The sequence below is a fragment of the Proteiniphilum sp. genome, assembly GCF_040307845.1.
Lineage (GTDB): Bacteria > Bacteroidota > Bacteroidia > Bacteroidales > Dysgonomonadaceae > Proteiniphilum.
The window spans coordinates 1-26,897 of record NZ_JAWRIS010000039.1; the positions used below are offsets into that span (position 1 = coordinate 1).

General features: G+C 45.8%; 15 protein-coding genes. 3 read left to right on the forward strand and 12 right to left on the reverse strand.

Going from position 1 to position 26,897, the window contains the following annotated elements; genetic code table 11:
• Positions 1-194, reverse strand: a 194-nt coding sequence (locus ABV001_RS09935; protein WP_352422655.1) for a DUF3575 domain-containing protein, incomplete at its 3' end; no start/stop codon positions are given.
• 832 nt (positions 195-1,026) lie between these two features.
• Between ABV001_RS09935 and ABV001_RS09940 the strand changes: the two genes are divergently transcribed.
• A complete protein-coding gene (locus tag ABV001_RS09940; protein ID WP_352422656.1) occupies positions 1,027-2,463 on the forward strand; it encodes a tetratricopeptide repeat protein in 1,437 nt (478 codons plus the stop codon).
• Positions 2,464-2,588: 125 nt separating this feature from the next.
• Here ABV001_RS09940 and ABV001_RS09945 read toward each other — a convergent pair whose 3' ends face one another.
• From ABV001_RS09945 to ABV001_RS09995, 11 genes are all read right to left on the reverse strand, one after another.
• Positions 2,589-3,947, reverse strand: a complete 1,359-nt coding sequence (locus tag ABV001_RS09945) for a 3-keto-disaccharide hydrolase (protein WP_352422657.1) — start codon at positions 3,945-3,947, stop codon at positions 2,589-2,591.
• Between the two features lie 262 nt (positions 3,948-4,209).
• The gene (locus ABV001_RS09950) at positions 4,210-5,634 is read right to left on the reverse strand and encodes a Gfo/Idh/MocA family oxidoreductase (RefSeq protein ID WP_352422658.1); all 1,425 of its coding nucleotides are present in this window, start codon (positions 5,632-5,634) and stop codon (positions 4,210-4,212) included.
• Positions 5,635-5,658: 24 nt separating this feature from the next.
• Positions 5,659-6,942, reverse strand: a complete 1,284-nt coding sequence (locus ABV001_RS09955; RefSeq protein ID WP_352422659.1) for a nickel-dependent putative hexonate epimerase — start codon at positions 6,940-6,942, stop codon at positions 5,659-5,661.
• A 176-nt stretch (positions 6,943-7,118) separates the two neighbouring features.
• Positions 7,119-8,573, reverse strand: coding sequence for a decarboxylating NADP(+)-dependent phosphogluconate dehydrogenase (gene gnd, locus ABV001_RS09960; protein WP_352422660.1), 1,455 nt, complete (start codon positions 8,571-8,573; stop codon positions 7,119-7,121).
• A gap of 202 nt (positions 8,574-8,775) precedes the next feature.
• Positions 8,776-9,855, reverse strand: a complete 1,080-nt coding sequence (locus tag ABV001_RS09965; protein ID WP_352422661.1) for a sugar kinase — start codon at positions 9,853-9,855, stop codon at positions 8,776-8,778.
• Between the two features lie 425 nt (positions 9,856-10,280).
• A complete protein-coding gene (locus tag ABV001_RS09970; protein ID WP_352422662.1) occupies positions 10,281-11,093 on the reverse strand; it encodes an SDR family oxidoreductase in 813 nt (270 codons plus the stop codon).
• A 94-nt stretch (positions 11,094-11,187) separates the two neighbouring features.
• Positions 11,188-12,438, reverse strand: a complete 1,251-nt coding sequence (locus ABV001_RS09975; protein ID WP_352422663.1) for a tagaturonate epimerase family protein — start codon at positions 12,436-12,438, stop codon at positions 11,188-11,190.
• A 133-nt stretch (positions 12,439-12,571) separates the two neighbouring features.
• Positions 12,572-13,978, reverse strand: coding sequence for a glucuronate isomerase (gene uxaC / locus ABV001_RS09980; protein WP_352422664.1), 1,407 nt, complete (start codon positions 13,976-13,978; stop codon positions 12,572-12,574).
• Between the two features lie 88 nt (positions 13,979-14,066).
• On the reverse strand, positions 14,067-15,296 hold the full coding sequence (locus tag ABV001_RS09985; protein ID WP_352422665.1) for a DUF4861 family protein: 1,230 nt from the start codon (positions 15,294-15,296) through the stop codon (positions 14,067-14,069).
• A 53-nt stretch (positions 15,297-15,349) separates the two neighbouring features.
• Positions 15,350-19,783 carry a hybrid sensor histidine kinase/response regulator transcription factor gene (locus tag ABV001_RS09990; protein WP_352422666.1) on the reverse strand — a complete coding sequence of 1,478 codons (4,434 nt, stop codon included), beginning with the start codon at positions 19,781-19,783 and terminating at the stop codon, positions 15,350-15,352.
• Between the two features lie 61 nt (positions 19,784-19,844).
• Entirely contained in the window at positions 19,845-21,461 is a 1,617-nt protein-coding gene (locus ABV001_RS09995; protein ID WP_352422667.1) for a glycoside hydrolase family 43 protein, read from the reverse strand.
• A 440-nt stretch (positions 21,462-21,901) separates the two neighbouring features.
• On the opposite strand from ABV001_RS09995, the gene ABV001_RS10000 reads away from it, so the two are divergent.
• Both ABV001_RS10000 and ABV001_RS10005 read left to right on the forward strand, forming a co-directional pair.
• A complete protein-coding gene (locus ABV001_RS10000) occupies positions 21,902-25,108 on the forward strand; it encodes a SusC/RagA family TonB-linked outer membrane protein (protein ID WP_352422668.1) in 3,207 nt (1,068 codons plus the stop codon).
• A 22-nt stretch (positions 25,109-25,130) separates the two neighbouring features.
• Positions 25,131-26,894 carry a RagB/SusD family nutrient uptake outer membrane protein gene (locus tag ABV001_RS10005; protein ID WP_352422669.1) on the forward strand — a complete coding sequence of 588 codons (1,764 nt, stop codon included), beginning with the start codon at positions 25,131-25,133 and terminating at the stop codon, positions 26,892-26,894.
• Positions 26,895-26,897 lie beyond the last annotated feature (3 nt).

The window sequence follows — 26,897 nt, forward strand, 5'->3', positions numbered from 1 at the left end:
GTGAACGGGTTTACGCCGGCTCCCAGCTCCAGGGTCATCTTGCGGCTCAATGCCATCTCCAAGGCCAGGTTGGGTGTGGCCGTAGCGTCGTAAAGGAGGTTGTTCTTGATGGCCACCTTTTGCGCGAATGCTCCCGGGAGGGAGGCCGCCAGCGCCAGGATGACCAAGAGAAACTTGTGACTAATCTTATGCATAATTTGTTTATTAATTGATATGCTGTGTATCTGTTGATATGCTGTGAATATACGGAGTCTCCGTTGTTCAATTATTTTACAATCTATAGGTCTCAATATTAAATAGACACTATTACTATTAAAAAAGGACATTTTTAATTCACACACTGGACAAGCCAACCCTCACCTCTATCTAATATTTAAAAATATTATTTTCGAATATTACCAAAAATTACCAAATCGCACCTCTTATCTCTTTGTGTAGAAAAACGTTCCAATATTTTAATTACCCGCAAAGCTATAGCCTATTTTTTAACAGGTAATACAAAAAAAAGGGAGTGTGTATTTTTTCCCCAATATTTACATGTATTTTTGTCCTTTTATTTACCCTCATTTGTCTTTTATCAACAACAATGTCTTTTATCAACAATAATGTCTTTTATCAACATTAAATAAACGCCCTGAAATAAAATAGCACATTCAACCATATTCGAATACTTAAAATTAGCTAATTATTTTGCAGAGCATCATTAACCTAAAAAAGCATGACAAAGTTCACCTTTTTTACAGAAAAAGGACTAAAACAGGGTACAACAAATATACAACATATGCAATTATCCCTAAAAAATCAAAAACAAAGATCTGAATATCAGCAACTATTAACTTCATCCTGTTTATTACAAATAAATGTTCCTATAGCAACAATCAGCATTTGGAAAAGGAGGACAGAACAACAAAAATAAATTTTGGATTGATAAGTATTAGTGCTATTTTTGTGAGGGAGGGTTACAAGCGACCTCTTTTTCTCACGCTTGTCATAGGCAGTCATCTTATAACTAAGCATCTACGCTATATGAGGCATTTCTTATTCCTTTGTTCATTATTACTCATCGCAATCGATATAAAAGCCAGCCCCATATTGGATAGCGGTACTGAAAAAGCCGACAGTATACTCTCCATGGTGTCTCTGGAGATATCGGGAGTAAACATCGCCAAGGCACTTGAACTGGCTACCGAAGCGCTATCACTGAGCAGGGATATAGGATATTCAAAAGGAAAAGCGATGTCCTGTTTCTACATCGGACAGGTACTGAGTTACTTTGGTGATTACCAGAAGTCACTGAAATACCTCGCGTTATCGGAGCAAGAGCGCTACAGTAGGGACAACGCCGTGATACAGTCAGAGATAAGCCGGATAAAGGGCCAGGTGTACTATATGCTCAACCTGAAAAATGCCTCGCTGAAAGAATTCATGAAAGCACATGAATATACCCGCAGGATAAAGGACAAACAGAAAAGAGACCGCTTTACCGGTCTGGCCTATGAGAACCTGGCCATCGCTTATTCCCTGATACGGGAGATACCCGACTCGGCACTCTACTGGATGAAGAAAAATGAGCAACTGCTTTCCACCATGGACGACAGCCTGGCGTTCAGGAACAAGATCAACCTCTACACTCATATCGGCGAACATTATACGAAACGATCGCAATTTGATTCGGCTACATATTACTTTGAGAAGGCACACTCCATCATCCGTCAGTATAATTATCTCTACTCTTCTTGGCTTTTCCAGCGGTGGGGTGACCTGCAACTGGAAACAGGGAATAGCGATTCTGCCATGGTGCTTTACCGTAACGGGCTGAACAACTTGATGGTGACCAACATAAAAAATGAATTACCGGGATTTTACCAAAGAATAGCCGATATTTATTCCGAACAGGGTGAAGAAGACTCGGCAAGATGGTACCTGGAAAAGTTGCAACAAGTGACAACCGAATTAGGAGAGGCAAGAAACGAGGCGTCGGAGGAGGCATTTGCGATGCTCCTTAGGGAAGAACGAAAAATGTCACAGATGAAACAGCAAAGAATCATTTCCCTGGTAGTCATACTTTTTGTGATTGCTTCATTGATCTCTGGTATTATATACCGGCAATTGGTGATAAAAAGAAAAAAGAAAGAATCTGAAATCTTAACACTGAAACAAAAACTGAATGATACCTTTGAAGAGATGATCGAATTAGCCCGAAAAAACAACACGGCTTTTCTTCCCCGCTTCAAAGAGGTATATCCTGAATTCACCCAAAACCTCCTCACGCAACATCCCGACCTGACCAATACCGAGTTGCGGTTGAGCGCATTGATATTCCTGAATTTTGCCTCAAAGGAAATAGCTGATTGCATGTTTATCACTCATCGTTCGGTACAGACCAGCAAAAGCAGGTTGAGAAAAAAACTGGGTATACCAAACGAAACCGACCTCTATCAATATTTCAAGTCGTTTACGTAAACACCTTTCATCGGCAGTACTTGAAAAGTAGAAAAAAAGAGAACATACTTCCGGTCATCGGAAGATGCTCTCTTTTTCATTATCAGCTAAAGTGTGAAACAGTAACTACTAATCCAGTTCTTTGATTAATCCAGTTCTTTGATCTTGATATTCTGGAACCATACTTCATCGCCATGATCCTGGAGGAGGAGTAATCCTTCTTCGGCATTGCCGAAATTGGGCCAATCCTTGTATTTACTGTAATTCACCAATGCGCCCCACATCTGGTTATTGCGTTCGTACTCAATGATCTTTATCCCATTCAACCAGTGCTCCACATGATTTCCCTTGACAACCACCATGGCGGTATTGAAGAATCCGTTACGGAAAGGCTTGTCCGCGGGGGCGGGGATCAGGTCGTAAAGTGAACCCAGCGTACGATTACCTGCAATGCCCAGTTTTGCATCGGGATGCCTTTTGTCGTCCAAGATCTGGAATTCACATCCGATAGCCGATCCTTCTCCCTTGTTCAGGTTGGTATCTACAAAATATTTGACACCGCTGTTAGCGCCTTCGGTGATCTTGAAATCTACCTTCAGGATAAAGTTCTTATAGGGACGTGTAGTAACGATATCACCACCATTGGTGGACTCACCTCCGTCGCTTTTAAGCACTTTCAATATCCCATCATCGATCGACCATCCTTTTTCGGGGAAATTATCCAGCTTTGCGCCGCGCCACCCGTTGGTAGTCTTTCCATCCCACAACAGTTTCCATCCCTCGGAGGCTTCCCGTTCCGAAATGGTATTGCCAATTGTATTGATCTGTTCCACTTGTTTATTTTCGGGCGTTTTAAACCGTTCCAGATCCTGCGTAAGAATTCTGATATTACGCCAGGCAACGGTCTTTCCTTCCAATTCGGCTTTACCGATGGCATGCACCTGCAAAGCAATAAAACCCGACGGTGTGGTGTTATCCAGCAGATCGGCACAGGCAATTCCATTTACCCATGTGCGGATAGAACTGCCGAGCGCTTCGATACGTACCCTGTTCCACTCTCCGTTTTTAAATGCTTTCTGTCCTTCAGGATTATAGTTCATCGGATAGAGCCATCCGCGACGAGCTTCGTCGTAGATACCCCCGGTCCATGCCCTGGCGGAAGGATCGATCTCGAACTGATAGCCGTGCACACGGCCGTTCATATAATCTTTCAGGCTGTTACTACGGAACTGGACACCGGAGTTTAACCCGTCGTCTACTTTAAAATCGAATTCAAGGATAAAATCGCCGTACATCTTTTTTGTGGCTAAAAAAGTATTGGGAGTATTCAGCTTTGAAATACCGATGATGGTATTGTCCTGCACTTTATATTCCGCGGTGCCATTCAATTTCTCCCATCCCCGCAGGTTACGCCCGTTGAACAGGCTCTCCCATTCCGGCTCCTGTGCCCATGCCGAAACAGTTACTATCACTGCCAAAATTGTTATTATTGTTTTTCTTATCATAGTTCTTTTTATTTTTATTGTTGTTCGGTTGTTATTCGGTTGTTATTCGGTTGTTATTCGGTTGTTATTCAATTGTTATTCAGTTGTTATTCGGTTGTTGTTCAGTTGTTGTTCAATTGTTATTCAATGGTTATTCGATGGTAATTTGAAATTATCCCGCAAAGCGGGAAATAACGCGAAGCGAATAACATGCGAAGCATGAATAACAGCGAAGCGAATAACGGCGAAGCCGAATAACAATTGAATAACTATAGAATTACCATTAAATTACGTAAAAATCTTCCCATCCTTTCCGTGGTGGTTCCCCGGTGAGGTACGCATCGGCAAAGGCGTCGTTGGTGACGCGCTTGGTTTTACGGTCGAACACGATCTTCCGGTTTAATTTCTGCGCAGCCACACCCAGGCAGAACACCTGGCTTAACGGGGCAGATATTTCAAACGGGGAACGAGTTTTTTCCTTGCCCTGACAGGCCAGGAGGAAGTTAGCAAAGTGGTTGGATGGGCTCACCGGCACCACGGGAAGATCCTTCTCCATCGCTTTCGCCTTCTCTTCGGGTATGATGCTCAGCGTGCTACCATGCGACCCGCCTTTAAAGGTAAGTTTCTTGCTATAGATCTCTTTCCCCGGATTCAGCTTGGCCGGCTGTATCTTCCCACCACCTACGGAGGGAATATTGGGATCGAGTTCCGATACACCATATCCCTCGGGAACAGACGGGATATTGTCCAGACCATCGTACCATGTGATTACCAGCGGAGGCATCTTCCCCCGTTTCGGGAATTTGAACTCTATGGTACTCGACATCGGGAAGAAATAATCGTTATGACCTTTCAGCAGCACAGGGTTGATCTCTTCAGGCAAGCCCAGATCGAGGAATTCGTGCACCGTGTCAATAATATGTGCTCCCCAGTCACCCAGGACTCCCATTCCGAAATCATACCAGCACCGCCACTGTCCGTAGTGGAAATCCTTGTTGTAATCGTGGTAACGCTGCGCCATCGTCCATACATCCCAATCCAATGTCTCGGGGATAGGTTCGGCTGCGGGGAATTTCTTGATATTGGGATCCCATCCGTGCCAACGGCGCGGGTTGTTCATGTGCGCCGTCACCGCCGTCACATCTTTAATAATGCCGGCTTCTTTCCAGGCTTTAAACTGGAAATAGTTAGCATCCGAATGGCCTTGGTTACCCATCTGGGTGACCACATTCGGATACTTCTTTGCTGCTTTCAGGAGCAGTTCCGCTTCATGAAAAGTACGGGTCAGCGGTTTTTCCACGTACACATGTTTACCGTACGCCATCGCCATCATCACAATGGGAAAATGGGAGAAGTCGGGTGTGGCAATCGCCACCGCCTCAATCTCATTCCCCATCTTGTCGAACATCTCCCTGAAATCCTTGAACCGTTTTGCCTTGGGAAACTTGTCGAGTGCCATTTTGGTATGCTCGGCTCCCAAGTCGACGTCGCAAAGGGCAACCACATTGGCCAATCCCGTCTTGTCGAAATCATTGATGATCTCCCATCCCCTGTTTCCAATTCCGATATGGGCCAGGTTCACCTTTTTATTGGCGCCCACAACCCTACTGTAACTCGCGGCACTCATTTTAGTCGATATGCCGCCGCTCATAGCCAGCCCTGCCGAAGCCAGGGCGGCGTTCCTGATAAATTCTCTTCTCGTTGACATGATATATATATGGAGTTTATAAAATTAGGCAAACCGGTCTTTATAAGCCCACAAGCCAAGCGCGGGACTTGAAATATAGTAAATCTCCTCTCCATCCGAGAGTCTGTTGAATCCCTCTTTGAGTCGGGACGGATCATATTTCCGCATCTTCTCGTTGATATCGCCCCATTGGAAACCCACGCCCTCGATCTCTTCCCGCCTAAGGTTCCAGTCTTCTTTCCCGGGGCAGTAGGTAACAGAAAACCGACCTTCGGATGATCCATGGATAAGATGTGCCGCAGCACCCAGATTATCCCTGAGTTCCTGGTTTTCGGATACCGCCTTCAATGTGTGGGGCGTGCCGAAATAGCCATATTTGCGGATCAGCAGATCGATCGTTTTGTCTTCACCGAATTCTTTCAATGCCGGAGCCAGTACGATCAGCTCTCCTCCGTCATCGATAGCCATTCGTGTGCGGTAGATAGATTTATTTCCCAACCAGGTACTTTTAAATTCAGTAGGATCGAGCCATACAACCACCTTCTTCAATGGTTTCTCGACCATTACAAAGTTGACCTGTAAAGAGAGTCGGGCAGCCCGGTCGAATACCTCCAGGTCGTCTCCGACAAACAGCCCATAAGTCTGCTGCGCTCCGTCGGAGTTTACTCCTACCACAGTCAGTACATACACAATGGGAAGATCCTTTAAATACTTTTCGGTAGCATAGTTAAACACACGCCTGACAGGAGTATCAGCCTTGCCCATCATCCGCTCCATACCGTAGACGGCCCCTATGTAATGACTCTTATTGATCCCTTCGCTGCCTCCGGTCCCGACCAGGATATTTTTGTTATAATTGGCCATCCCCACCACTTCATGGGGTACCACTTGCCCGATAGAGAGGATAAGGTCGAAACCGCCTTCCACCAATAGCCTGTTCACTTGTGCCGGCCAGGAGAAATCGACTTTTCCTTCGGAGATGTCACGAATGTACTCTGCCGGCACCTCGCCCAGCGTGAGCACATCATTCCGCCAGTCATGGTCGCGAAAGAGTGCTTTTGGGGTCTTCCCAAACATATGGTCGATCTGCTCTTCAGTCATAGGCGTATGTGTCCCCAGAGCGGGAAGAATGTCGGTAAGTTTCTCACCATAATATTCCCATGCTATCTCGGTGAGCTCGCCGGCGCGACTGGGCAGACGGGTATAATCAGGCGGAACAGCAAGAATTTTCCGCCGTTCGCCCAATTTTTCCAATGCGTCAAATAACCCTCTTCTCAGATCATCATGTGAGAGAGCGGTTTCTTTTGAGCCGTTTTCGTAGTAAATCATTCTTTGATAGAGTAAAGACTTTTGTAAGTGAAAAACTAAGAACTAACTAAAAACTAAGAACTAAAAACTAAAAATTAAGAACTAAGCGTGAAGAACTAAAAGTTCGTAATTGGTAATTAGTAATTAGTAATTAGTAATTGATAATTGGTAATTAGTAATTGTCAATTCCCTCCTTCTCAAACGTCATACGTGGTAGAGGCGGTATTTCCACCGCGTCCGGTCCAGTCGGTATGGAAGAACTCACCCCGTGGTTTATCCACCCTTTCGTACTGGTGAGCACCAAAATAGTCACGCTGTGCCTGCAAAAGGTTTGCCGGAAGACGAGCACTCCTGAAACCATCGAAATAGCACAACGCCGAAGTAAGTGCCGGCACGGGAATTCCATTCTGCAAAGCTGTGGCACAAACCCTGCGCCAGCTTTCTTCTGCCGACAGCACCGCTTCCTTGAAGAAACCGTCGAGCAACAGGTTTTCCAAGGATGGATTGTTGTCGAACGCCTTTTTGATATCTCCCAGGAAACGGGAACGGATAATACAACCACCTCGCCACATCAGGGCGATACCACCGTAATTGAGGGTCCATCCATATTCTTTGGCAGCTTCCATCATCAGATCATAACCTTGCGCGTAGGAGATGATCTTAGCGCCATAGAGTGCTTTTTCCAGATCATCGACAAACTGTTGTTTGTCGCCTTTAAATGCGGATTTCTTTCCGGGAATGGCTTCAGAAGCTTTTACCCTCAGATCCTTCTGTGCCGAGAGACAACGCGAGAAGACCGACTCGCCGATCAGTGTAAGCGGGATTCCCAAGTCGAGTGCCGACACGGCCGTCCATTTGCCGGTTCCCTTCTGGCCCGCCGTATCGAGAATTTTTTCCACCAGCGGGCTTCCATCCTCATCCTTATATGCCATGATATCGGCCGTAATCTCTATCAGGTAAGAGTCCAGCACGCCGCTATTCCACTTCTTAAATACTTCATGCTGCTCAAAAGCATCCATCCCGAGCAGTTCTTTCATCAGCTGATACGCTTCGTTGATGATTTGCATGTCACCATATTCAATGCCATTATGCACCATCTTGACGAAGTGTCCGGCTCCGTTTTCACCCACCCAATCGCAGCAGGGAACACCTGCGCCCACTTTGGCGGCCACAGCCTGGAATATCTCTTTCACGTGGGGCCACGCTTCGGGTGATCCGCCCGGCATCAACGAAGGTCCTTTGAGGGCTCCCTCTTCACCGCCGGAAACACCGGTTCCCACATAGAGCAATCCTTTGCTCTCCACGTACTTCGTCCTGCGGATGGTATCGGGGAAGTGGCTGTTTCCACCGTCGATGATGATATCACCCGGTTCCAATAGCGGGATAAGCTTTTCGATAAAATCATCCACGGGTTTACCCGCCTTGACCAGCATCATCACTTTGCGAGGCCTTTCCAAAGATGCCACCAATTCTTCCAATGAGTGCGCACCGATAAAATTCTTCCCTTTTCCCCGTCCGTTGACAAACTTGTCCACTTTGTCGACCGTACGGTTGAACACGGCTACCGTGTATCCCTTACTTTCCATATTGAGGACCAGATTTTCGCCCATTACGGCCAATCCGATCAATCCGATATCTGCTTTTTTATTCATTGTTATTCGATTGTTATTCGATTGTTATTCGGTTGTTATTCGGTTGTTATTCAGTTGTTATTCAGTTGTTATTCGATTGTTATTCGATTGTTATTCGATTGTTATTTGAAATTACGTGCGAAGCACGAATAACATGCGAAGCATGAATAACTATCGAATAACGCACGAAGTGCGAATAACTATTGAACCCGGCGTAGCCGAATCATCTCACGACCCTGGCATTGCCTTTCCAGATACTCCATATCACCTCCTCATCAGCCGGCTGTGCATAATCTGTCAGGAAGGTAGTCGCCAGCGCACCACTTGCCCAGGCAAACTGTACCCATTTCTCAGGTTCCATCCCTTTCAGGATACTGTAGAGCAGCCCGCCCACGAAACCGTCACCGCCACCGATACGATCCATCACGTTGATCCGGCGCAACGGCGCTTCATGCCAGTTTCCATTTTCATAAACAATGGCACCCCAGAGATGTTCATTGGCACTGACCACTTCACGCAACGTATTGGCAAAGACGGATACATGAGGAAAGGCTTTATGTGCATTCAGGATCATCCCTTTGAAAGCATCCAGCGTTTCGCCAATATTTTCACCTCCGGCTTTCGGCCCTTCAATACCGAGGCAAAGCTGAAAATCCTCTTCATTACCGATAACGATATCAGAAAGGGAAACGATCTCCGTAAAGGCTTCTTTCAGTTCCTTTTCCCTGCCCTTCCAGAACGTAGCCCGGTGATTCAGGTCGAAAGAAATAAGAGTACCATGTTTTTTGGCATAACGGGCTATTTCAAGGCAGAAATTACTTGTATCGGGAGAAAGTGCCGCGATAAGTCCGGAAAGGTGTACAACCTGTACGCCTTCCTGTCCGAAGATTCGATCCAGATCGAAATCCTTCACGTTCAGCGTTTTTCCCACTTCACCTGCCCGGTCGTTTTGTACCCGCGGACCACGCAGTCCAAAGCCGCTATCGGCAATATTGAACTGATGACGGTAACCCCAGGGGTCACCCTGAGCCACCTCCGGCCCTTCGTATTCCATATTGCGAGCCCTGAGGTCGGCCTTGATAAAAGCGGCTATCGGGCTATTTTTTACGAAAGTAGTGAGTACCTTCACAGGCAGCCCGAGATAAGACGAAATGCTCGCCACATTGGTCTCGGCACTGGTTGCCTGCATCCGGAAAAGGTTGGTACTCTGCACCGGCTGTGCATCTACCGGTGTAATGCGTACCCCCATACTGGTGGGTACCACCAATGAATATTTGAATTCTTTTTTTAATGCTAAAGACATGTTGATTGATGTAATGATTTACTGATGTGATGTTTTACTAATGTGAATAATATGCCAATTTTCTTAGGAACGAATACAAAGTCAAACTTGTTTGCCCTGTTTTCGAAATGTGAACACAGATGAAAAACTTGTTTTTCTCTGTTGAGCAAAGAAAACATCTGAGTTTACTCGAACTTTGCCGAGTAACGACAGAAAATGGACAAAGTCAATGTGCCAATAAGACTAATTAGAAAAGAAGTCGGAAGTTGAGAAGTGAAGAAGTTGGGAAGTTGAGAAGTCAAGAAGTCAAGAAGTTGGGAAGTGAAGAAGTTGAGAAGTTTGGGATTGTCCAACCTTTTCCCCCTTCCCATCTAACCACCTAACCACCTTCCCACCTAATCACTTAACCACTTAACCACTCAGGCACCTTTCCACTGCTCCACTTATCAAATACTAAACGCATCGAAGCCGCCGTCGACGATCGCTACCGTCCCGGTTACAAATTTAGACGCATCACTTACCAGGTAGTGGAGTGTACCCAACAGGTCCTCGGGGATCCCGAACCGGCGGAAAGGAGTATGAGCAATAATGGTGTTTCCCCTTGCTGAATAGGAACCATCGGGATTGGTGAGTAATGTCCTGTTTTGCTCCGTAATGAAAAAACCGGGACACAATGCGTTCACACGAAAATCTTCACCGAACTTAATCGCCAACTCTCCTGCCATATACTTGGTAAAGTTGGTCACTGCTGCTTTGGCGGCTCCGTATCCCGCGACACGAGTCAACGGACGCAGGGCCGACGCAGAAGAGATATTCACTATATTTCCTTTCTTCTCCTTCACCATGTATTTGACAAAAGCCAGTGTAGGTACAACCGTTCCCATCAGGTTCAGGTCGACCACTTTCCGGAAATCATCGGTTTTCAAGTCGAAGATAGTGTTATCAGGGCCGATAGTGGCTCCGGGCATATTTCCGCCGGCACCGTTGATCAGCACATCTATCCGGCCGTATCTGGCAACAATCTCTTCAGCATTCTGCTTCAGTACGGCCTCATCAGTCACATCGGTCTGGAGGAACATGGCATCCCCTCCGGCAGTTTTTACTTTTTGAATCAGTTCATTGCCTTTTTCCCTGTTTCGTGCCAACACCGCCACTTTTGCACCGTGCCCGGCCAAATACTCTACCATGGAGGAACCCAATACGCCGGTCCCACCCGTGATAACAATCACCTTTCCTTTGATATCAAATAATTCGTACATAATTTATTGTTTTAATGACGGGACAAAAATAGGCCACCCATGTTATTTCTTATTCTTATTTCCCGTAAAATATTCTTCACTTAAATTGGCTATCCTATATATTAAACAGCCTCTTCAAGTGTCTGTCATAAATATTCTCTTCCACACATTGGGCGATCACATCGGCATATTTCACGAGCATGTCCGTATATTCGGCACCCAAGTCAGCCGCCGTTTTATAGGCCACATGGACCAACTGCCGGAAATTGGGGTTATAATCGGGGTGTCCGGGGATATGCCGGAGCGTATTGGCGAATTTCTCGCTTGTCCATCCGTTCACCTCTTCCACCGAAGGCAGTTTGGTGCCGTCAATATCGATCACGTCGGCATAAGGAGCGCAGAGCTCTTCACGCTTGTCATAAGAATTCCGGTATATCTTCTTTGCCAATGCAAGACCTTCACCTCCAGCCACGGCCAGGCCGATCACCTCTTCCAGCCACGTTGTCCCTGCTGTTTTCAGATGCAATCCTTTGTCGTGCCTGGCAATGATACCGGCCATCACCGGATAGATGGAAAATTTGTCGCTTCCCGAGTGAACGCTCAGTTTCAACTCTCCCGGCAGTCCGAACTCTTTCACCGCGAAGTCGATCACCAGTACATCTTCTTCAAATTCTTTGGCAAACTGATCCAGATCGCCCACATAATCGACTCCCTTATTGAAACGGCCTGTAAATTTGGGTGCAATTGTCTGGACAGGCACATTTTTATCGGCCAGCATTTTCAGGATGAACAGCAATTCGACGGGGGTTTGAGGCGTCTCCACCTCATCGATGGATACTTCGGTGATGAAATTACCTTCACCCTTCTCTTTTTTCAGAAAGGCATAGATCTCCGAGGCATGTTGCATGGCGGCAAGGAATTTGGCAGCGATGCCCCGTAATAACGTTTCAGTCACCTGCAAAGGTTCCCCGATCCCGGGAAGATGCAAGCTGCCCATATATTTTTTGCAGGAAGCCACAAAAGCGTCCACCTGTTCAGGCGTGCTCTCATTACCGATGAAAGCCGCCACATCCAATGTGAAGAAATCGGACACTTCCACATATTTGGCTACCGTACTGAGATTGATATGGTCGGCATCCACAAAATAGAGCCCTTTGAAGTCCAAAGCGTTGACAGCCTCGTCTGCTTCCCGGCGGGTATCTGCCGGCACTGTGCCCACATAGATATGCTCCCGGTTAGACTTGTTCCATACCGGACTGATATCCAGTCCTCCTTTTTCATTCGCTTTCATGATAGCGCTCAACTGCGCTTTTCCCTGATGAGTGAAACGGTCACCCACGCCTATACTGTATTTTCCTAATTTCATAAGTTTTATTTTTAGTTTTTAGTTTTTAGCTCTTCACTCTTAGTTCCCAACCTCTTAACTTCCCACCTTCTTAACTTCTCAACTTTCCAATTTCTCAACTTCCCAATTTCTCAACTTCCCAACTTCCCAACCCCTAAAATTTAAAAAACTGTTTGGCGTTCCGATAAGATATATCCTCTACCATCTCGCCGAGGAATTTCATTTCGGAAGCGGGCAACAGTCCCTGCTCAATATCATTTCCGATGAGATTGCATAATATCCGCCGGAAATACTCATGGCGCGGATAAGAGAGGAAGCTGCGTGAGTCGGTCAACATTCCTACGAAGCGGCTCAACAGCCCGAGGTTAGAGAGGGAATTCATCTGGGCTTCCATCCCGGTCTTCTGATCGAGGAACCACCATCCGGAACCGAATTGCATTTTTCCGGCGACCGATCCGTCCTGGAAGTTACCGATCATAGTCGCAATAAGATCATTATCTTTGGGGTTCAGGTTATAAATAATGGTCTTTGTCAGCCGGTTGTCTTTGTCCAGTTGGTCGAAGAAACGGCTCATCGCTTTTGCCGTATTGAAATCGCCGATTGAATCGAAACCGGTATCCGGACCAAGCTTGTTAAACAACCGGGTATTATTGTTACGGATAGCCCCGTAATGGAATTGTTGTGTCCATCCTTTTTCCCAATCCATCACCGCACCTTCATAGAGCATGGCCGACTTGAATTGCAGGATTTCTTCTTTCGTCAACTCTTTTCCACCGTACACCTTATTGAATATCTGCTCAATTTCGGCTTGTGTATAGGGTTCGGCATAGAATTCCTCGATGCCATGGTCGGAGAGTTTACAACCCACAGCGGCAAAGAAGTCATGCCGTTTACGAAGCGCTTCGATCAGGTCGCTGAAGCGGCTGATAGTCACACCCGACACCGCGGACAGTTTTTCCAGATACGCACGGTATTCCTGCGGATTCTCCACCGCCATCGCTTTATCGGGACGCCAGGTAGGCAGGACTTTGATATCGAAATTCTCCTTTTTCAGTGACAGATGATGCTCCAGGTTATCGGCAGGATCATCGGTGGTGCAGACCACCTCTACCTTGAATTTTTTCATTAGTCCCCGTGCGGAGAATTGCGGAGTACGCAACAGATCTGTACAATGGTCGAATATCTCTTTCGCTGTTTCGGGATTCAGAAGCTTGTCCACACCAAAAGCAGTCTTTAGTTCCAGGTGAGTCCAGTGATACAATGGGTTCCGCATGGTGTAAGGTACTGTTTCGGCCCATTTCTCGAATTTTTCCCAATCGGAGGTATCTTTACCGGTGCAGTATCTTTCATCCACCCCATTGGTACGCATGGCACGCCACTTATAATGATCCCCTTCGAGCCATATCTGACCCAGATTGTCGAAAGCATGATCATTGGCGATATACTCAGGGTTCAGATGACAATGGTAGTCAATAATAGGTTGCATTTTTGCATGTCCGTGGTACAGCTCTTTCGCAGCATCCGTCTGAAGCAAAAAATCTTCGTGAATAAAATTTTTCATATCATACTATAATTAAAAATGGTTATTCCCCGCCATGGGACTCACTGTTGTCGTACACAACCCATAGAAGTCCCAAAGTTATATATTTTTATTTGATAATGACCAATACAGAATGATTTAATTTCCGCAACATGTCATCCAGACATTTTCGAAATGCGGCTTCATCTTTTACGGGTTGCCAGTCAAGTTCCCAGGTAGGCATAAAAAAATATTCCACATATCCATTTTGGGGAGAGAGGACCACCAGATGATTCAACGCATCTTCGGAGACCTCTTTCAACTGGTCGCTCCTGTAAAAAACAGCCAACCCCATCATATCGTTATTCAGGCTCTGCTTTCCGAAGGTGGCGATATAGGACCAATGGGTCTTACTGTTGTTTTCTTCAGCAGGCAAAATGAGTTTCGCATCCTTACTTTTAATAATGCCTGTGGTAATATTATCGACCGTTCGATCCACTTTCAACTCCATATGGGACGCCCTGTTCCCAGCATCTATGGAGATCAGCGATTCCAAATTACATTTGACGCCGTTGGCATCCCAACCGTAATAAGTGGTCATCACTTGCGCGCGTACTTTCCCGTCGGCAGGAATATAGCAACCCACACTGTCGCGTTTCTCCACCCTCACGGCTTTGGTGCCGTTCCATATTGCAATGGAGCCCAAACCAAGTGTATTCCCCACCTTCATATTGTCCATCCCCCAGTCGGCCATCTCATGGTAGCTGTCGTATCCGTCAACTCCTACAAAAGGGAGGATGATCCCGGGAGTTTTCTTCCCGAAGACATCCACCGCATTTCGCTGGTCAAGGTAAAACCGGAAGCCTACCATATCGCTTTCCCAACCGGGACCTTCATATTTAATATAGTAGGCATGATCCCTGAAAGCGCCATCGACCGTAAGCCGGTTGGGTTTTACCCATGAGTAACCTCCTTCATACTTCGGTCCGGCGAATTCTCCCCCTATCTTGTGTGCCAATTCGGCATACGCCCGTTTGGGGTATCGGTCGGCACTTCCTTCCTTCACCTGAAAGACTTTTTTACTATTACCCGGGAGACAATCTACCGGAAAGATTGCTTTACGATTACCGTGGATGTCGGCTACGATCTCCAAGGGGAGCTCTTCTCCATCCTCGGTCACTGCCATATATTTGTCGTAAGCCAAGGAAAACTCTTCCATCGGTATCTCCACGGTATAGTTGCTGAGCGCTTTTCCCGACCTGTTCTCCACGATGATACTCTGGGCGTAACCCTCCGTGGCAAGAAAAAGAAAAAGTGCAACCGCAGACAGTCCGACCTTAAAAAATGATGTTCTCTCCATATGATTATCTATTTTAAAATTACCCATGATACCATTTTATTCATGTTCATCTTTTACTGCTCCACGCGCACATGAATACCATAAGACTTCTTAAATTCGCTTGGCGTCATATTATATTTCTTCTTAAAGCATTTGGTGAAATATTTGGCGTCGTTCATTCCAATCCTGTAGGCTACTTCCTTTATGGTGTAATCCTCGTTTTCGAGCAATTCCGCCGCATGTTGCATCAAATAATCACGGACATATTCGACCGGCGCCAATCCCGTAAGTCCTTTCAGCTTCTTGAAGAATACCGTCCGGCTCATAGCCGCCTCCACGGCCATGTCTTCTATCACAAAATCGTTTTCACCCAAATGTTTTTCAATAAAAGAGTTGACAGTCCGGATGAAATCTATGTCTTTTTCATTGACGGAGACAGCATTGTCACCGCTTTTTTCCTTTAACGGAATTTGTGGCGTCATATTGGTTTTATTCCTGTAATATTCCTGCAACTCGCTTCTCCGTTGCAACAGGTTTTTCATCCGCACTTTGAAATAAGAAACACTGAAAGGCTTGGTTATATACTCATCCGCGCCATGTTCAAAACCATCCAATTTGCTGTCCAACGTAGTCTTTGCCGTGAGGAGCAGGAAAAGGATATGGCTTGTCTGGGTATTTTTCCGGATATTCCCTAAGAACTCGATACCGTCAATTTCAGGCATCATAATATCACTTACGATGAAATCGGGGATCAGCTCCAATGCTTTTTCAAAACCTTCTTTACCGTTGGAGGCTTCATGTACTTCGTATTCATCTTCGAGGATGGAACGGATAAATTGACGGAGATCGTCGTCATCTTCCACGACCAGCACACAGGGAGTATCGCTGACCTCTTCGAAAGCATGCATGGATTCCCTCTCCGTCATGGCCGTTTCTTCCATTTCATCCGGTGACGGTGACGAGGGTTTCACAGCATGGTCAATGATCACGTCGGAACCAAAATGGGAAGTTCCCTTTTTAAACAGTACGGTAAAAGTGCTTCCCCTACCTTCCCCGCTTTCAACCAGCACCTTACCGTGATGCTTGTCGACCATCTCTTTCACGATGGACAAGCCGATGCCGGTACTGGGTTTACTTGGGTCTTCATTAAAAGATTCAAACCTCTTGAACAACCGCTCCTGCTTATCTTTCGAGATACCGCCCCCCGTATCTTTGATCCGCACGGCCACCTCACTGTTTTCGTTGTAGACAGATACTTGAATGGCTCTTCCGGGAGGAGTGTATTTAAAAGCATTGGAAAGCAGGTTGACGATGATCTTTTCCACTGCCTCGGTATCAATCCATATCATTTGGGCACCCACCCTGTTCACAAAAGAGTAGTCGATTTTTTTTATTTCTGCATTCCTGATATAGTTCATGTATATATTTTCCACGAAAGAGGCTATCTCGATTTTATTGACAACAAGCTGCGATTGTTCCATTTTTTGGAAGTCGAGAATCTGGTTCACCATCTTCAGCAATCTATTGGTATTTTTCGACACAAGCGAAAGTTGGTCTTTTACCGGTTGGGGCGTGGTTTTACTTTGCAACAGGTTATCAATAGGAGAAACGATCATTGTAAGCGGAGTACGGATCTCATGCGAAATATTGGTGAAGAAGCGAGTCTTGATTTCCGACTCCCGCTTTTCCAGCACGATTTTGTTCCGCATTTTGTAAAATGTATAGAGTATTTTAAAGGTGGCATATAAAAGCAGGATTGCCACCAGGATGTAAATGAGATAGGCCCATCCGGTAGCCCAAAACGGGGGTAACACTTCCAGTGACAACAACCGCTCATTGTCTGCCCATACCCCGTCGCTGTTGGTCGACTTCACACGGAACAGGTATTTTCCCTTCGGGAGGTTGGTGTAATTGGCACTCCGGTGATTGCCGGAAAAGATCCACTCTTTGTCGACTCCCTCCATTTTGTACATATAGAGTATATTTTCAGGATCGATATAATCCAATGCGGCAAAATCAATACCGATGAAATTCTGGTTGTGTTCAAGGATAAGATGATCCGACTCGTCGATATTCTGTTTGAGAAGTCCGTCCGAAGAAACCGGAACATTCCGGTTGAACAGCTTAAATTGGACGAATGCGAGATAAGGATTGAAAGTATTGTTTTTCACGTCCTGAGGGTCAAACAGCACCATTCCCTCCAAAGAGCCAAAAATTATCCTTCCATCCCTCAGGCGCCACCTCGAATTTTCAGAGAAATTGGTTCGCTTCATCAACCGTTTGACCGCACTGAAATTCTCAAATGTCTGTTTATCCCTATTGAATTTAGTAAGTCCGCCTTCACTGCCGATCCATAAATGGCCGTTGCTGTCCTCCTGGATGGACAGGATGATGTCTGAAGGTAACCCAGCGATGGTGTTGTAGGTCTCAAAAGTAACCGGGAACCCTTTGTGATCCGTACTATCAATCCGGGTGATTCCTCCACCGAAAGTCCCGATAAAAGTCTCCCCCGATTGTGTCGTACAGATATCCATGATATCGTTGGCACCGATACCGCCCGAATCGCTGTTATTTCTCGCATATACTTTGAAAACGATATCCTGGGGCTTTTCGAAACCTGCGTCGAACATGATGAATCCGAAGGTAGTCCCCACACAGATATTCCCATGCTTGTCTTCCGATATGATCCTTACCCGGTCGGCATGATTGATGGGAAACCGGGTAAGGTCGTTGAGATGGTTGATGATTCTCCCTTCATCGGAAGAGAGGATCAGATTAAGCCCACCCCCGTAAGTACCTATCCATATATTCTTGTTTTTGTCTTCGAAGATGGAATACACATCATTGCTGTTCAACGAGTATTTGTCGGATGGATCGTTCCTGAAATGGTGCACATCGAAACTATTCCCGTCTTTCCTTCGGATAAGCTTATACACCCCTTCCCCTTTTGTTCCGATCCATATATTTTGCTCCGAGTCTTCGGTGATACAATAAGCAATCCCATTCAGGGGCGTACCTCTTCCAATCTCTCCCTGTTGCGTGAGAATACCTTTTTCATTCAGCCCGGCATCGTATACATGTGTCTTGCCATCTTTCGTGGCTACCCAGATACTCCCGTGAGAATCTTCATAGATAGGGCGGACTTCATTGCTGATAGTTGAATTATCCTGGTCACTGATGGATAACGCTTTAAAGTTTGAATCATCATAGAAGATCACCTTTTCCAATCCCGGAGAGCGGGTACACATCCATAAATTGCCCTGCCTGTCGGCACAGGCCGAGTGCAACATATTGGAAAACAATGACCGCGGGGAAGAGGGTTCATTATAAAAAGGGATGAGTTTATCTTCCATCTTGTCATACAGCGAAAATCCCCCTCCCCTGGGATGGACCCATAACCGGTTTTCCTTATCTTCGAAGATAAAGAAATTAGGACGGAATACTGACGAGACGGCACTTTCCACATAAGGCGTATAATGAAGGTATTTTCCCGTATAAGGATTGAATTTCGACACACCCAACCTATCAGTCTCCAGCCAGATATTTTTTGAATTATCGATATAAGCTGTTATTATTTCCTTGTACTGCATTGCCGGAAGCGTTTTGTTATTGTAAACTTCCATGCTGCCGTCGTAGTAGTTATATATAACAAAACCGCTACGGTTTGAGAGGATAAGTATTTTTTCGGAAGATATCTCCTGTATGGAAATTATATCAGATGCCAGTTCAGTGGGGATCTCCTTAAACATCTCCTTATCGCAGTCATATATCCATACCACACCTTCACTTGAACCGAACCAGAGTTCATTCCCGGATTCCAGCACACTGAAAAAGGGGGTCTCCTTTTTCAAGTTGCTACCGGACGATGGGTGGAAGTAAAAGAGAGGACCGGTGCCGTCAGGAGGCAGGAATGTCAATCCTTTGTCGGTAAGGATCCACGAATTGCGGTGCATATCTTCATGGACAGTATGCACAAAATCTCCGGTAAGATTGTGATCCCGTGTACTGTATACTTCCGCATTGAACATTGAGTCTACAATTGAAATACATCCTTCTTTTTCCGACAAAAGCCAGACCTTTCCGCTTTCGACAGGAATAATCCGGGAGACGTAATAATTCTTATCTTTATATGCCTCTACCGAGTTTGTCCCCATAAACGATTCGGTATCCACATTAAACCGGTACGCTCTTTCATCGTATGACAACACCCATATATTATTGTATTCATCTTCATATAGCCCATCAACCCTACTGCTTCGGGATTCGAAACGGCCAGCCGGCAAACGGTATGTGGTAAATGTGTAACCGTCGAACTTACTCAATCCATCCCAGGTGCTGAACCACATGAAGCCTTTACCATCTTGCAGGATATCAGTAATAGTATGTTGCGGAAGACCGTCCTCAGAGCCGTAATGCACGAAGTAAGCCGGAGGCTGGGACATGGCAACTCCTACTCCAAAAAAGAATAGAGCCAAAAAGAGGAATACTATTTTTAATTTTGTCTTCATCTCATCGCCAGAATCACAAGGATTAACAACAACTCATTATACATTCTGTTTCAAACCAAATTTACTCTACTTCAAACCAATCGATAATAGCTCTTCCACCATCGTTATTCTTCACAGGACGGGAGCATACAAATCCCATTTTCGCTCCGATCCATTTACCCTTTTCCGCCGTAAACGGCTTGCCGAGCGTATCAAATGACTTTCCGTCGGTGCTGTAGCTAAACACGCACTGTGCGTCAGGTGTCACACTCACCTGGAAAAAGAGGGTGGAATCATTCAACGACACCTGCCCGTTCACCGTTTCCCTGCCTCCCCTGTCAGCCTTCAAACATTCATTCTGGGAAAGGACAAACCCTTGCTCCGTCTTCTCAAACGACAACAAGGCGTAACTCATTCCCATCACCACAAAACCGAATCTTTCCCCGGTGATGGCTTCCGACGGGCGGAAAGTCACCTTAGCGGTGGCCGTGAAACGGTTGGAAGGGAATTTCTGTAATAACAGGTTTGGAACATCCCAGAGGCTTACATAATCATCGGGGACAGGAACCGAATACAAGTGCAACGCTCCGGTACCAGCATCGGCGAAATGCCACCAGTCCATGGGGTTGGCATGCCATTGCCATTGCAATCCCAGCGTGCCGGAGTCGAACGGGTCGCTTTCCGCCGGCGTTAGGATTGGGTAACTTCCTCCTACATTGGGTTTACGATGGGTGGTTACGGGTGCTCCCCATCCTTTATTCTCTTTGTCGATTCCAATCACCGGCCAGTCGTTTTTCCATGCCATAGGCTGCAGATGGACGATACGCCCGAACGCTCCCGCATCCTGGAAATGGTAGAACCAGTCCTCTCCCGTAGGGGTATCCACCCAGGCTCCCTGGTGCGGCCCGTTCACATCGCTCTTACCCTGTGCCATGACCACTTTACGCTCGTAGGGGCCAAACACATTCTCTGAACGCAACACAATCTGCCAGCCGGTCGCTACGCCACCCGCAGGCGCGAAAATATAGTAATAACCATTCCGCTTATGGAATTTCGGCCCTTCCACTGTGGGATCGTCCTCGTGCCCATCATAGATGATCCTTCCGGGTGAGATAGCCTTGGTTCCTTCGCTGTTCATCTCGGCAATGGAGAGCACACTCTTTATTCCTGCCCTGCTTCCCGCATAAGCATATACCAGATAAGCTTTCCCGTCATCGTCCCACAACGGACATGAGTCGATCAATCCTTTCCCCGCCTTCACCAACACTGGATCACTCCATTGACCTGCCGGGTCTTTCGTTTTCAGCACATAAATCCCATAATCGGGATCACCATAATAGATATAGAACTCATCGTTATGGTGACGGATCGACGGTGCCCAGACACCATTCCCATGCTGGGCGAGCGAGAAAACGGAATCGGGTTTCAGCCGATCTATCGCATGGCCTATGATCGTCCAATTGACCATGTCTTTCGAATGCAGGATGGGTAATCCCGGAACGGTATTGAAACTCGACGCGGTCATGTAGTAATCATCGCCCGCGCGACATACGTCGGGATCGGAGTAGTCGGCATACAGGATGGGATTCTTGTAGGTGCCATTCCCTTGATCGGCGACCCATGATTTCGATACATATCGCTGGCTGTATGACGACACGGATAAGCAGCAGAGGATCAATACTAAAACACTATTTTTCATTCTGTTCGATTGTTGGTCAGTTGTTATTCAATTGTTGGTCAGTTGTTATTCGGTTGTTATTCGGTTGTTATTCAGTTGTTATTCGGTTGTGGGTCGGTTGTTATTCAAAATTTACTTTGTAAATTTAGATATTTGCTATGCGACCGGACGTTTACAATAAAGTTTATGACTATGTCAACCAACACAAATATACGATTGTTTACGTTTAATTGAACCTATTTTTTGTTTTATAACAATTCATCACCCTTTAAAAATCAATTCATCACCTCTCGAAAGAAAAAAGCAGTGTAATATTGTGGAGCGAAAAAATGTAAACATAAACTGTTACTGTGCAAACGTGGTGTTAACAATTATAAACGAGGAATGAAAAAGAGAGATGAAAAATTACCTAACATCTCTCCATGACAAAATTTAATTAACTTAAATAAAACATGACAAGTATGAATGATTCAAGAATGAAATTGAAGGTATCCATCGGATTACTGCTCTACCTATTTTGTTCCCTGGGTATTTCGGCCCAGGAGAGAACAATCAGGGGAGTAGTACAGGACACTTACGGCGAACCAATCATTGGCGCCAGTGTGATGGCGAAGGGAACAAGTACAGGAGCTGCAACTGATATCAATGGAAACTATTCACTATCAGCACCAGCATCCGCTACCACATTACAAGTCACCTATATCGGGATGAAAGACATTGAAGTTCCTATAACAGGGAGTGTAGTCAATATCACCATGGAAGAAGATATAGCCAGTTTGGATGAAGTGGTGGTAATTGGATACGGCACAGTCAAAAAAAGAGATCTTACCGGATCAGTGTCATCTGTAAGTGCAGAAACCATCGCTGCGGTTCCGGTAGCGAGCGTTACAGAAGCGATGACCGGTAAAATGGCCGGAGTGCATATCACTACAACAGAAGGTTCACCCGATGCGGAAATGAAAATACGTGTACGTGGTGGCGGTTCCATCACGCAGAGTAACGAACCGCTCTTTATTGTGGACGGATTTCCGGTAGAATCTATTTCGGATATCCCCAGTTCGGATATTGAATCTATCGATGTATTGAAAGATGCCTCTTCCACTGCCATATATGGTTCACGCGGTGCGAACGGCGTTGTAATTGTGACCACCAAATCGGGGAAAGTAGGTAAGTTGAGTGTAAGCTATAATGCTTATTATAGTGTAAAAAATATCTCGAAAACCCTTAATGTACTGTCGCCTTATGACTATGCACTATGGCAGTATGAATTGGCATCGTTGAAGAGTTCAAACGATATGAATAAGTATCTCGACTTTTTTGGTAATTTCCAGGATATTGATTTATACAGGAACGTCCCTTCAAACGACTGGCAGGATCTTACCTTCGGGAGAACCGGAAAAACTTTTAACCATAGTATAAGCATTACAGGAGGTAGCGAAAAGATGCGTTATTCGTTCAACTACTCCCATATAGACGATAAGGCCATTATGCATAAATCAAGCTTTAATCGTGATAATGTAAGCCTGAAACTGAATAATAAAGTAAATGATAAAGTATCTCTCGATTTCAGCGCCCGCTATTCCAATACTGAAATATACGGCGGAGGGGCCATTGACACGCAAAGTCCCTATGACTCGGATAGGAGATTGAAATATTCGGTCATATACACACCCATACCTCTTAAAAATCTGGATGCATCGGTGGGAAGCGACGATGATGAATTGGGAAATCTGTATCACCCATTGGAATCCATCGATGACAACGACCGTGAACGAACAAGACAGATCCTGAATTTAGGAGGTAGTGTGAGTTACAAGCCACTTCGGAATCTCACGTTAAAATCAGAAATAGGATTGGATGATAACAGGCATAGCGATCAGCGCTTCTGGGGATTAACCACCTATTATATTAAAAATGTACCAGCACCCGAAAATCAGGGAAAGCCGGCTATCCAGTTGGAAAACCGTACCAAAAACACGGTTAGGAACACCAATACCGTCAATTGGGATTTCAGGAATATTTTGCCAGAAGACCATAGTGTAAACCTTCTGGTGGGACATGAATATATGATAACAGAACAGAAAACATTGACCGATGTGGTACACGGTTTTCCCGAATCATTCACTGCCCAGGATGCATGGAAACTCTCTGCAGAAGGTAAACCCTTTAAAGTAAATAATTTTTTCCACGAGGATGACAAACTGCTCTCATTCTTCGGCCGTGCGAATTATGATTACCAGGGTAAATACCTGTTAAACGCTACATTCCGAGCCGACGCATCATCACGTTTCAGTAAAGCTAACCGTTGGGGGTATTTCCCGTCAGTTGCCGCGGCATGGCGTATATCGTCCGAACCATTTATGGAAAACAGCCAGTCATGGCTGGACGACCTGAAACTGCGTTTTAGCTATGGGACAGCAGGTAACAATAATATCCCAACAGGTCAATTAAGGCAGTTGTTCGCACCAGATGCCACCGCATGGATCAATGGATTTGACACCTATTGGGCACCCTCCAAAACCATGGCGAATCCCGATCTGAAATGGGAAACCACCGTTACACGGAACGTGGGGTTGGACTTTACCACCCTTGGAGGAAAATTAAGCGGTACGGTAGAAACATACCGCAATTCCACCAAAGACCTGTTGATCTTATTCCCGGTGCAGGGAGTAGGTTACGATAACCAATACCGCAATATGGGTGAAAACCAGAACAGCGGTGTCGAAGTCACTCTGAACTGGTATGCGGTAAACAAGAAAAATTTCACGCTCAGCTTTAGTGGAAATATAGGATTCAACAAAACGAAGATCATCAGTTTAGGTGACATGAACGACTTTGGCTGGGCAACTGCCTGGGCCTCTACCGAAATAGGTTCCGAGTACTGGATTGCCAAAGGAGGAGCTGTCGGCCAGATAATCGGCTATCGTTCGGATGGGAGATATGAAGTGGATGATTTTGAACGATATGACGGCGCAGCTGATAAATGGCATCTTAAAGAAGGGGTTGCCGATTCAGGCCCAGTTGTAGGGACTATCCGACCGGGAGCGATGAAATTAAAGGATCTCAACGACGATGGTGTGGTCAGTGTGACCGATACAGAGGTAATTGGTGATGCCAATCCTCTCCATACGGGAGGTTTTACAATCAATACATCATTCCATAATTTCGACCTATCGGCCAACTTTAACTGGAGTTACGGTAACGATGTGTACAATGCCAATAAGATTGAATTTACCCAGACCAGTAAATACCAGTTCCGGAATATGATCAATATTATGAAGGAAGGTTCGCGCTGGACAAACCTCCGTCCCGACGGAACAATCAGCAACGATCCGCAGGAGCTTGCTGAAATGAACGCCAATACCACCATGTGGTCGCCCTACACGGCACGAATGATCTTAAGCGACTGGGCAGTAGAAGATGGAAGTTTCCTGCGTTTGAATATGCTTACGCTGGGGTATACCTTACCTAAAACGCTGTCGCATAAAATCAAAATGGATAATCTCCGCTTCTACGTAACAGGTTATAACCTTTTCTTATGGACTAACTATTCAGGATATGATCCCGAGAATTCAACCATGCGCAGAACCAACCTCACTCCCGGTGTAGATTATTCAGCATACCCCAAGAGTCGTCAATTTGTATTTGGAGTAAATTTAAGTTTTTAATGACAAATCAATACAGGACAAGATGAAGAAAATAATTTATATACTCAGCACGATATTGGTATCCGCAGGATTGTTATTTACATCCTGTGACCTGGACACACCGGCAAAATCGGCTGCAGAAAGCCGGGTAGTAACCTCTAATTACGACCTCGCCCAAGGATTGGTGATGGGCATTCATCAGTCGTTTGCCGAAACAAACTCATACCGGGGAAGATATATTCCCTTCTACGGAATTAACTCCGATATCGAATGGATTAACAATATCTCCGGACAAATCGCCGATGACGGCAAGTATGAACTGACCGGCTATGCAGCAAGACCGACCAATACCCAGATGAATACGGATAACAATGCCTGGGCAAAATTCTACGAAGGTATAGAGCGTGCTAACCTGGCCATTGAAGGGATTCGCAATTTCGGAAATGTAGAAAACGATCCCGATATGGCGCAACTCCTTGGCGAAGCGCTTACCTTAAGAGCGGTTATCTATCTGGACCTGACAAAAGGATGGGGCGATGTACCTTTACGCCTGGAACCTATCTCTACCGAAACACTCTATTTACCAAGAACAGACAGGGATATTATTTATAAACAACTACTTGCAGATCTGGCTGAAGCAGAAAATCTGGTAGCGTGGCCTAACGGGTCAAATATTACAAGCTCTACCGAACGCGTGAACAAAGCATTTGTAAAAGGCTTGATGGCGCGTATCGCGCTCTACGCCTCAGGGTACAGTCAACGCTCCGATGGTGTTCGCCGAAGTACCGATCCGGAACTCACCGTTGCCAACATGTACAAATTGGTCAAGGAGAAGACGCTGGAGGTGATAAATAGCGGCACAAATACACTGGGCACTTTCGAGCAGAACTTCCGGTTACTGTGCCAGGATAATGTACAGGCAGGAAACGAGTCTCTATGGGAAATTCCTTTCGCAGCCGGTCGCGGACGAGTACTCTATACATTCGGTATCAGACACAGGGTCGTAAACCAATACACAGGACAGGCACAAGGGGGTGTTAACGGACCGATACCCACCCTGTTTTACGATTATGATATAGACGACATTCGCCGCGATATCACCTGCATCCCTTATAACTGGAATAATAACCCTGCCGTACAGCAGTTGAGTACGCTCAAATCGTGGTGCTTCGGCAAGTTGCGTTACGAATGGATGTCACGCCGTGTCATATCTACAAACGACGACGGGATCAACTGGCAATACCTGCGTTTAGCCGATGTCTATCTGATGGCAGCTGAAGCGATCAACGAACTCGAAGGGCCGGCGGCTGCAGCACCTTATCTGAAACCAATTCTCGACCGCGCACTGCCTCCCGCAAAAGTCCCCACTTATATGACCCAGGCAACAGCCAGCAAAGAGGCATTTTTCAATGCTATAGTGGAACAAAGGGCGTTTGAATTTGCAGGTGAGTCTCTTCGCAAAGCCGATCTGATCCGTTGGAATTTGCTCAAAGTAAAATTAGATGAAGCAAAAAATAAAATGCGCCAACTGGCAAACCGTGAAGGACCATATGCCGATTTACCCGAAAAGCTTTACTATCAAACGGCACCTGATGGTGAGACATTGATGATCTACGGATTGAATCATGGCGATACCGATGAAATAGGAGCGAGCTTGGGATATGAGAGCAACACCGTTTGGATTGCTCCCGACAAACTTCCCGAAGAATTAATCAACGCTCTTTACCAGAAAGATCCGGATCAGAACCAATTCTGGCCTATCTGGAAGTTTTTTATCGATATAAGTAACGGAATGTTGTCTAACTAATAG

Bases quoted from the DNA above. Each gene is read 5' to 3' on its own strand.
- ABV001_RS10005 (WP_352422669.1), top strand. From the start codon at position 25,131: ATGAAGAAAATAATTTATATACTCAGCACGATATTGGTATCCGCAGGA.
- ABV001_RS09955 (WP_352422659.1), bottom strand. From the start codon at position 6,942: ATGATTTACTACGAAAACGGCTCAAAAGAAACCGCTCTCTCACATGAT.
- ABV001_RS09945 (WP_352422657.1), bottom strand. From the start codon at position 3,947: ATGATAAGAAAAACAATAATAACAATTTTGGCAGTGATAGTAACTGTT.
- ABV001_RS09970 (WP_352422662.1), bottom strand. From the start codon at position 11,093: ATGTACGAATTATTTGATATCAAAGGAAAGGTGATTGTTATCACGGGT.
- ABV001_RS10000 (WP_352422668.1), top strand. From the start codon at position 21,902: ATGAATGATTCAAGAATGAAATTGAAGGTATCCATCGGATTACTGCTC.
- gnd (WP_352422660.1), bottom strand. From the start codon at position 8,573: ATGAATAAAAAAGCAGATATCGGATTGATCGGATTGGCCGTAATGGGC.
- ABV001_RS09985 (WP_352422665.1), bottom strand. From the start codon at position 15,296: ATGGAGAGAACATCATTTTTTAAGGTCGGACTGTCTGCGGTTGCACTT.
- ABV001_RS09940 (WP_352422656.1), top strand. From the start codon at position 1,027: ATGAGGCATTTCTTATTCCTTTGTTCATTATTACTCATCGCAATCGAT.
- ABV001_RS09975 (WP_352422663.1), bottom strand. From the start codon at position 12,438: ATGAAATTAGGAAAATACAGTATAGGCGTGGGTGACCGTTTCACTCAT.
- ABV001_RS09990 (WP_352422666.1), bottom strand. From the start codon at position 19,783: ATGAAGACAAAATTAAAAATAGTATTCCTCTTTTTGGCTCTATTCTTT.
- ABV001_RS09950 (WP_352422658.1), bottom strand. From the start codon at position 5,634: ATGTCAACGAGAAGAGAATTTATCAGGAACGCCGCCCTGGCTTCGGCA.
- ABV001_RS09995 (WP_352422667.1), bottom strand. From the start codon at position 21,461: ATGAAAAATAGTGTTTTAGTATTGATCCTCTGCTGCTTATCCGTGTCG.
- ABV001_RS09965 (WP_352422661.1), bottom strand. From the start codon at position 9,855: ATGTCTTTAGCATTAAAAAAAGAATTCAAATATTCATTGGTGGTACCC.
- uxaC (WP_352422664.1), bottom strand. From the start codon at position 13,978: ATGAAAAATTTTATTCACGAAGATTTTTTGCTTCAGACGGATGCTGCG.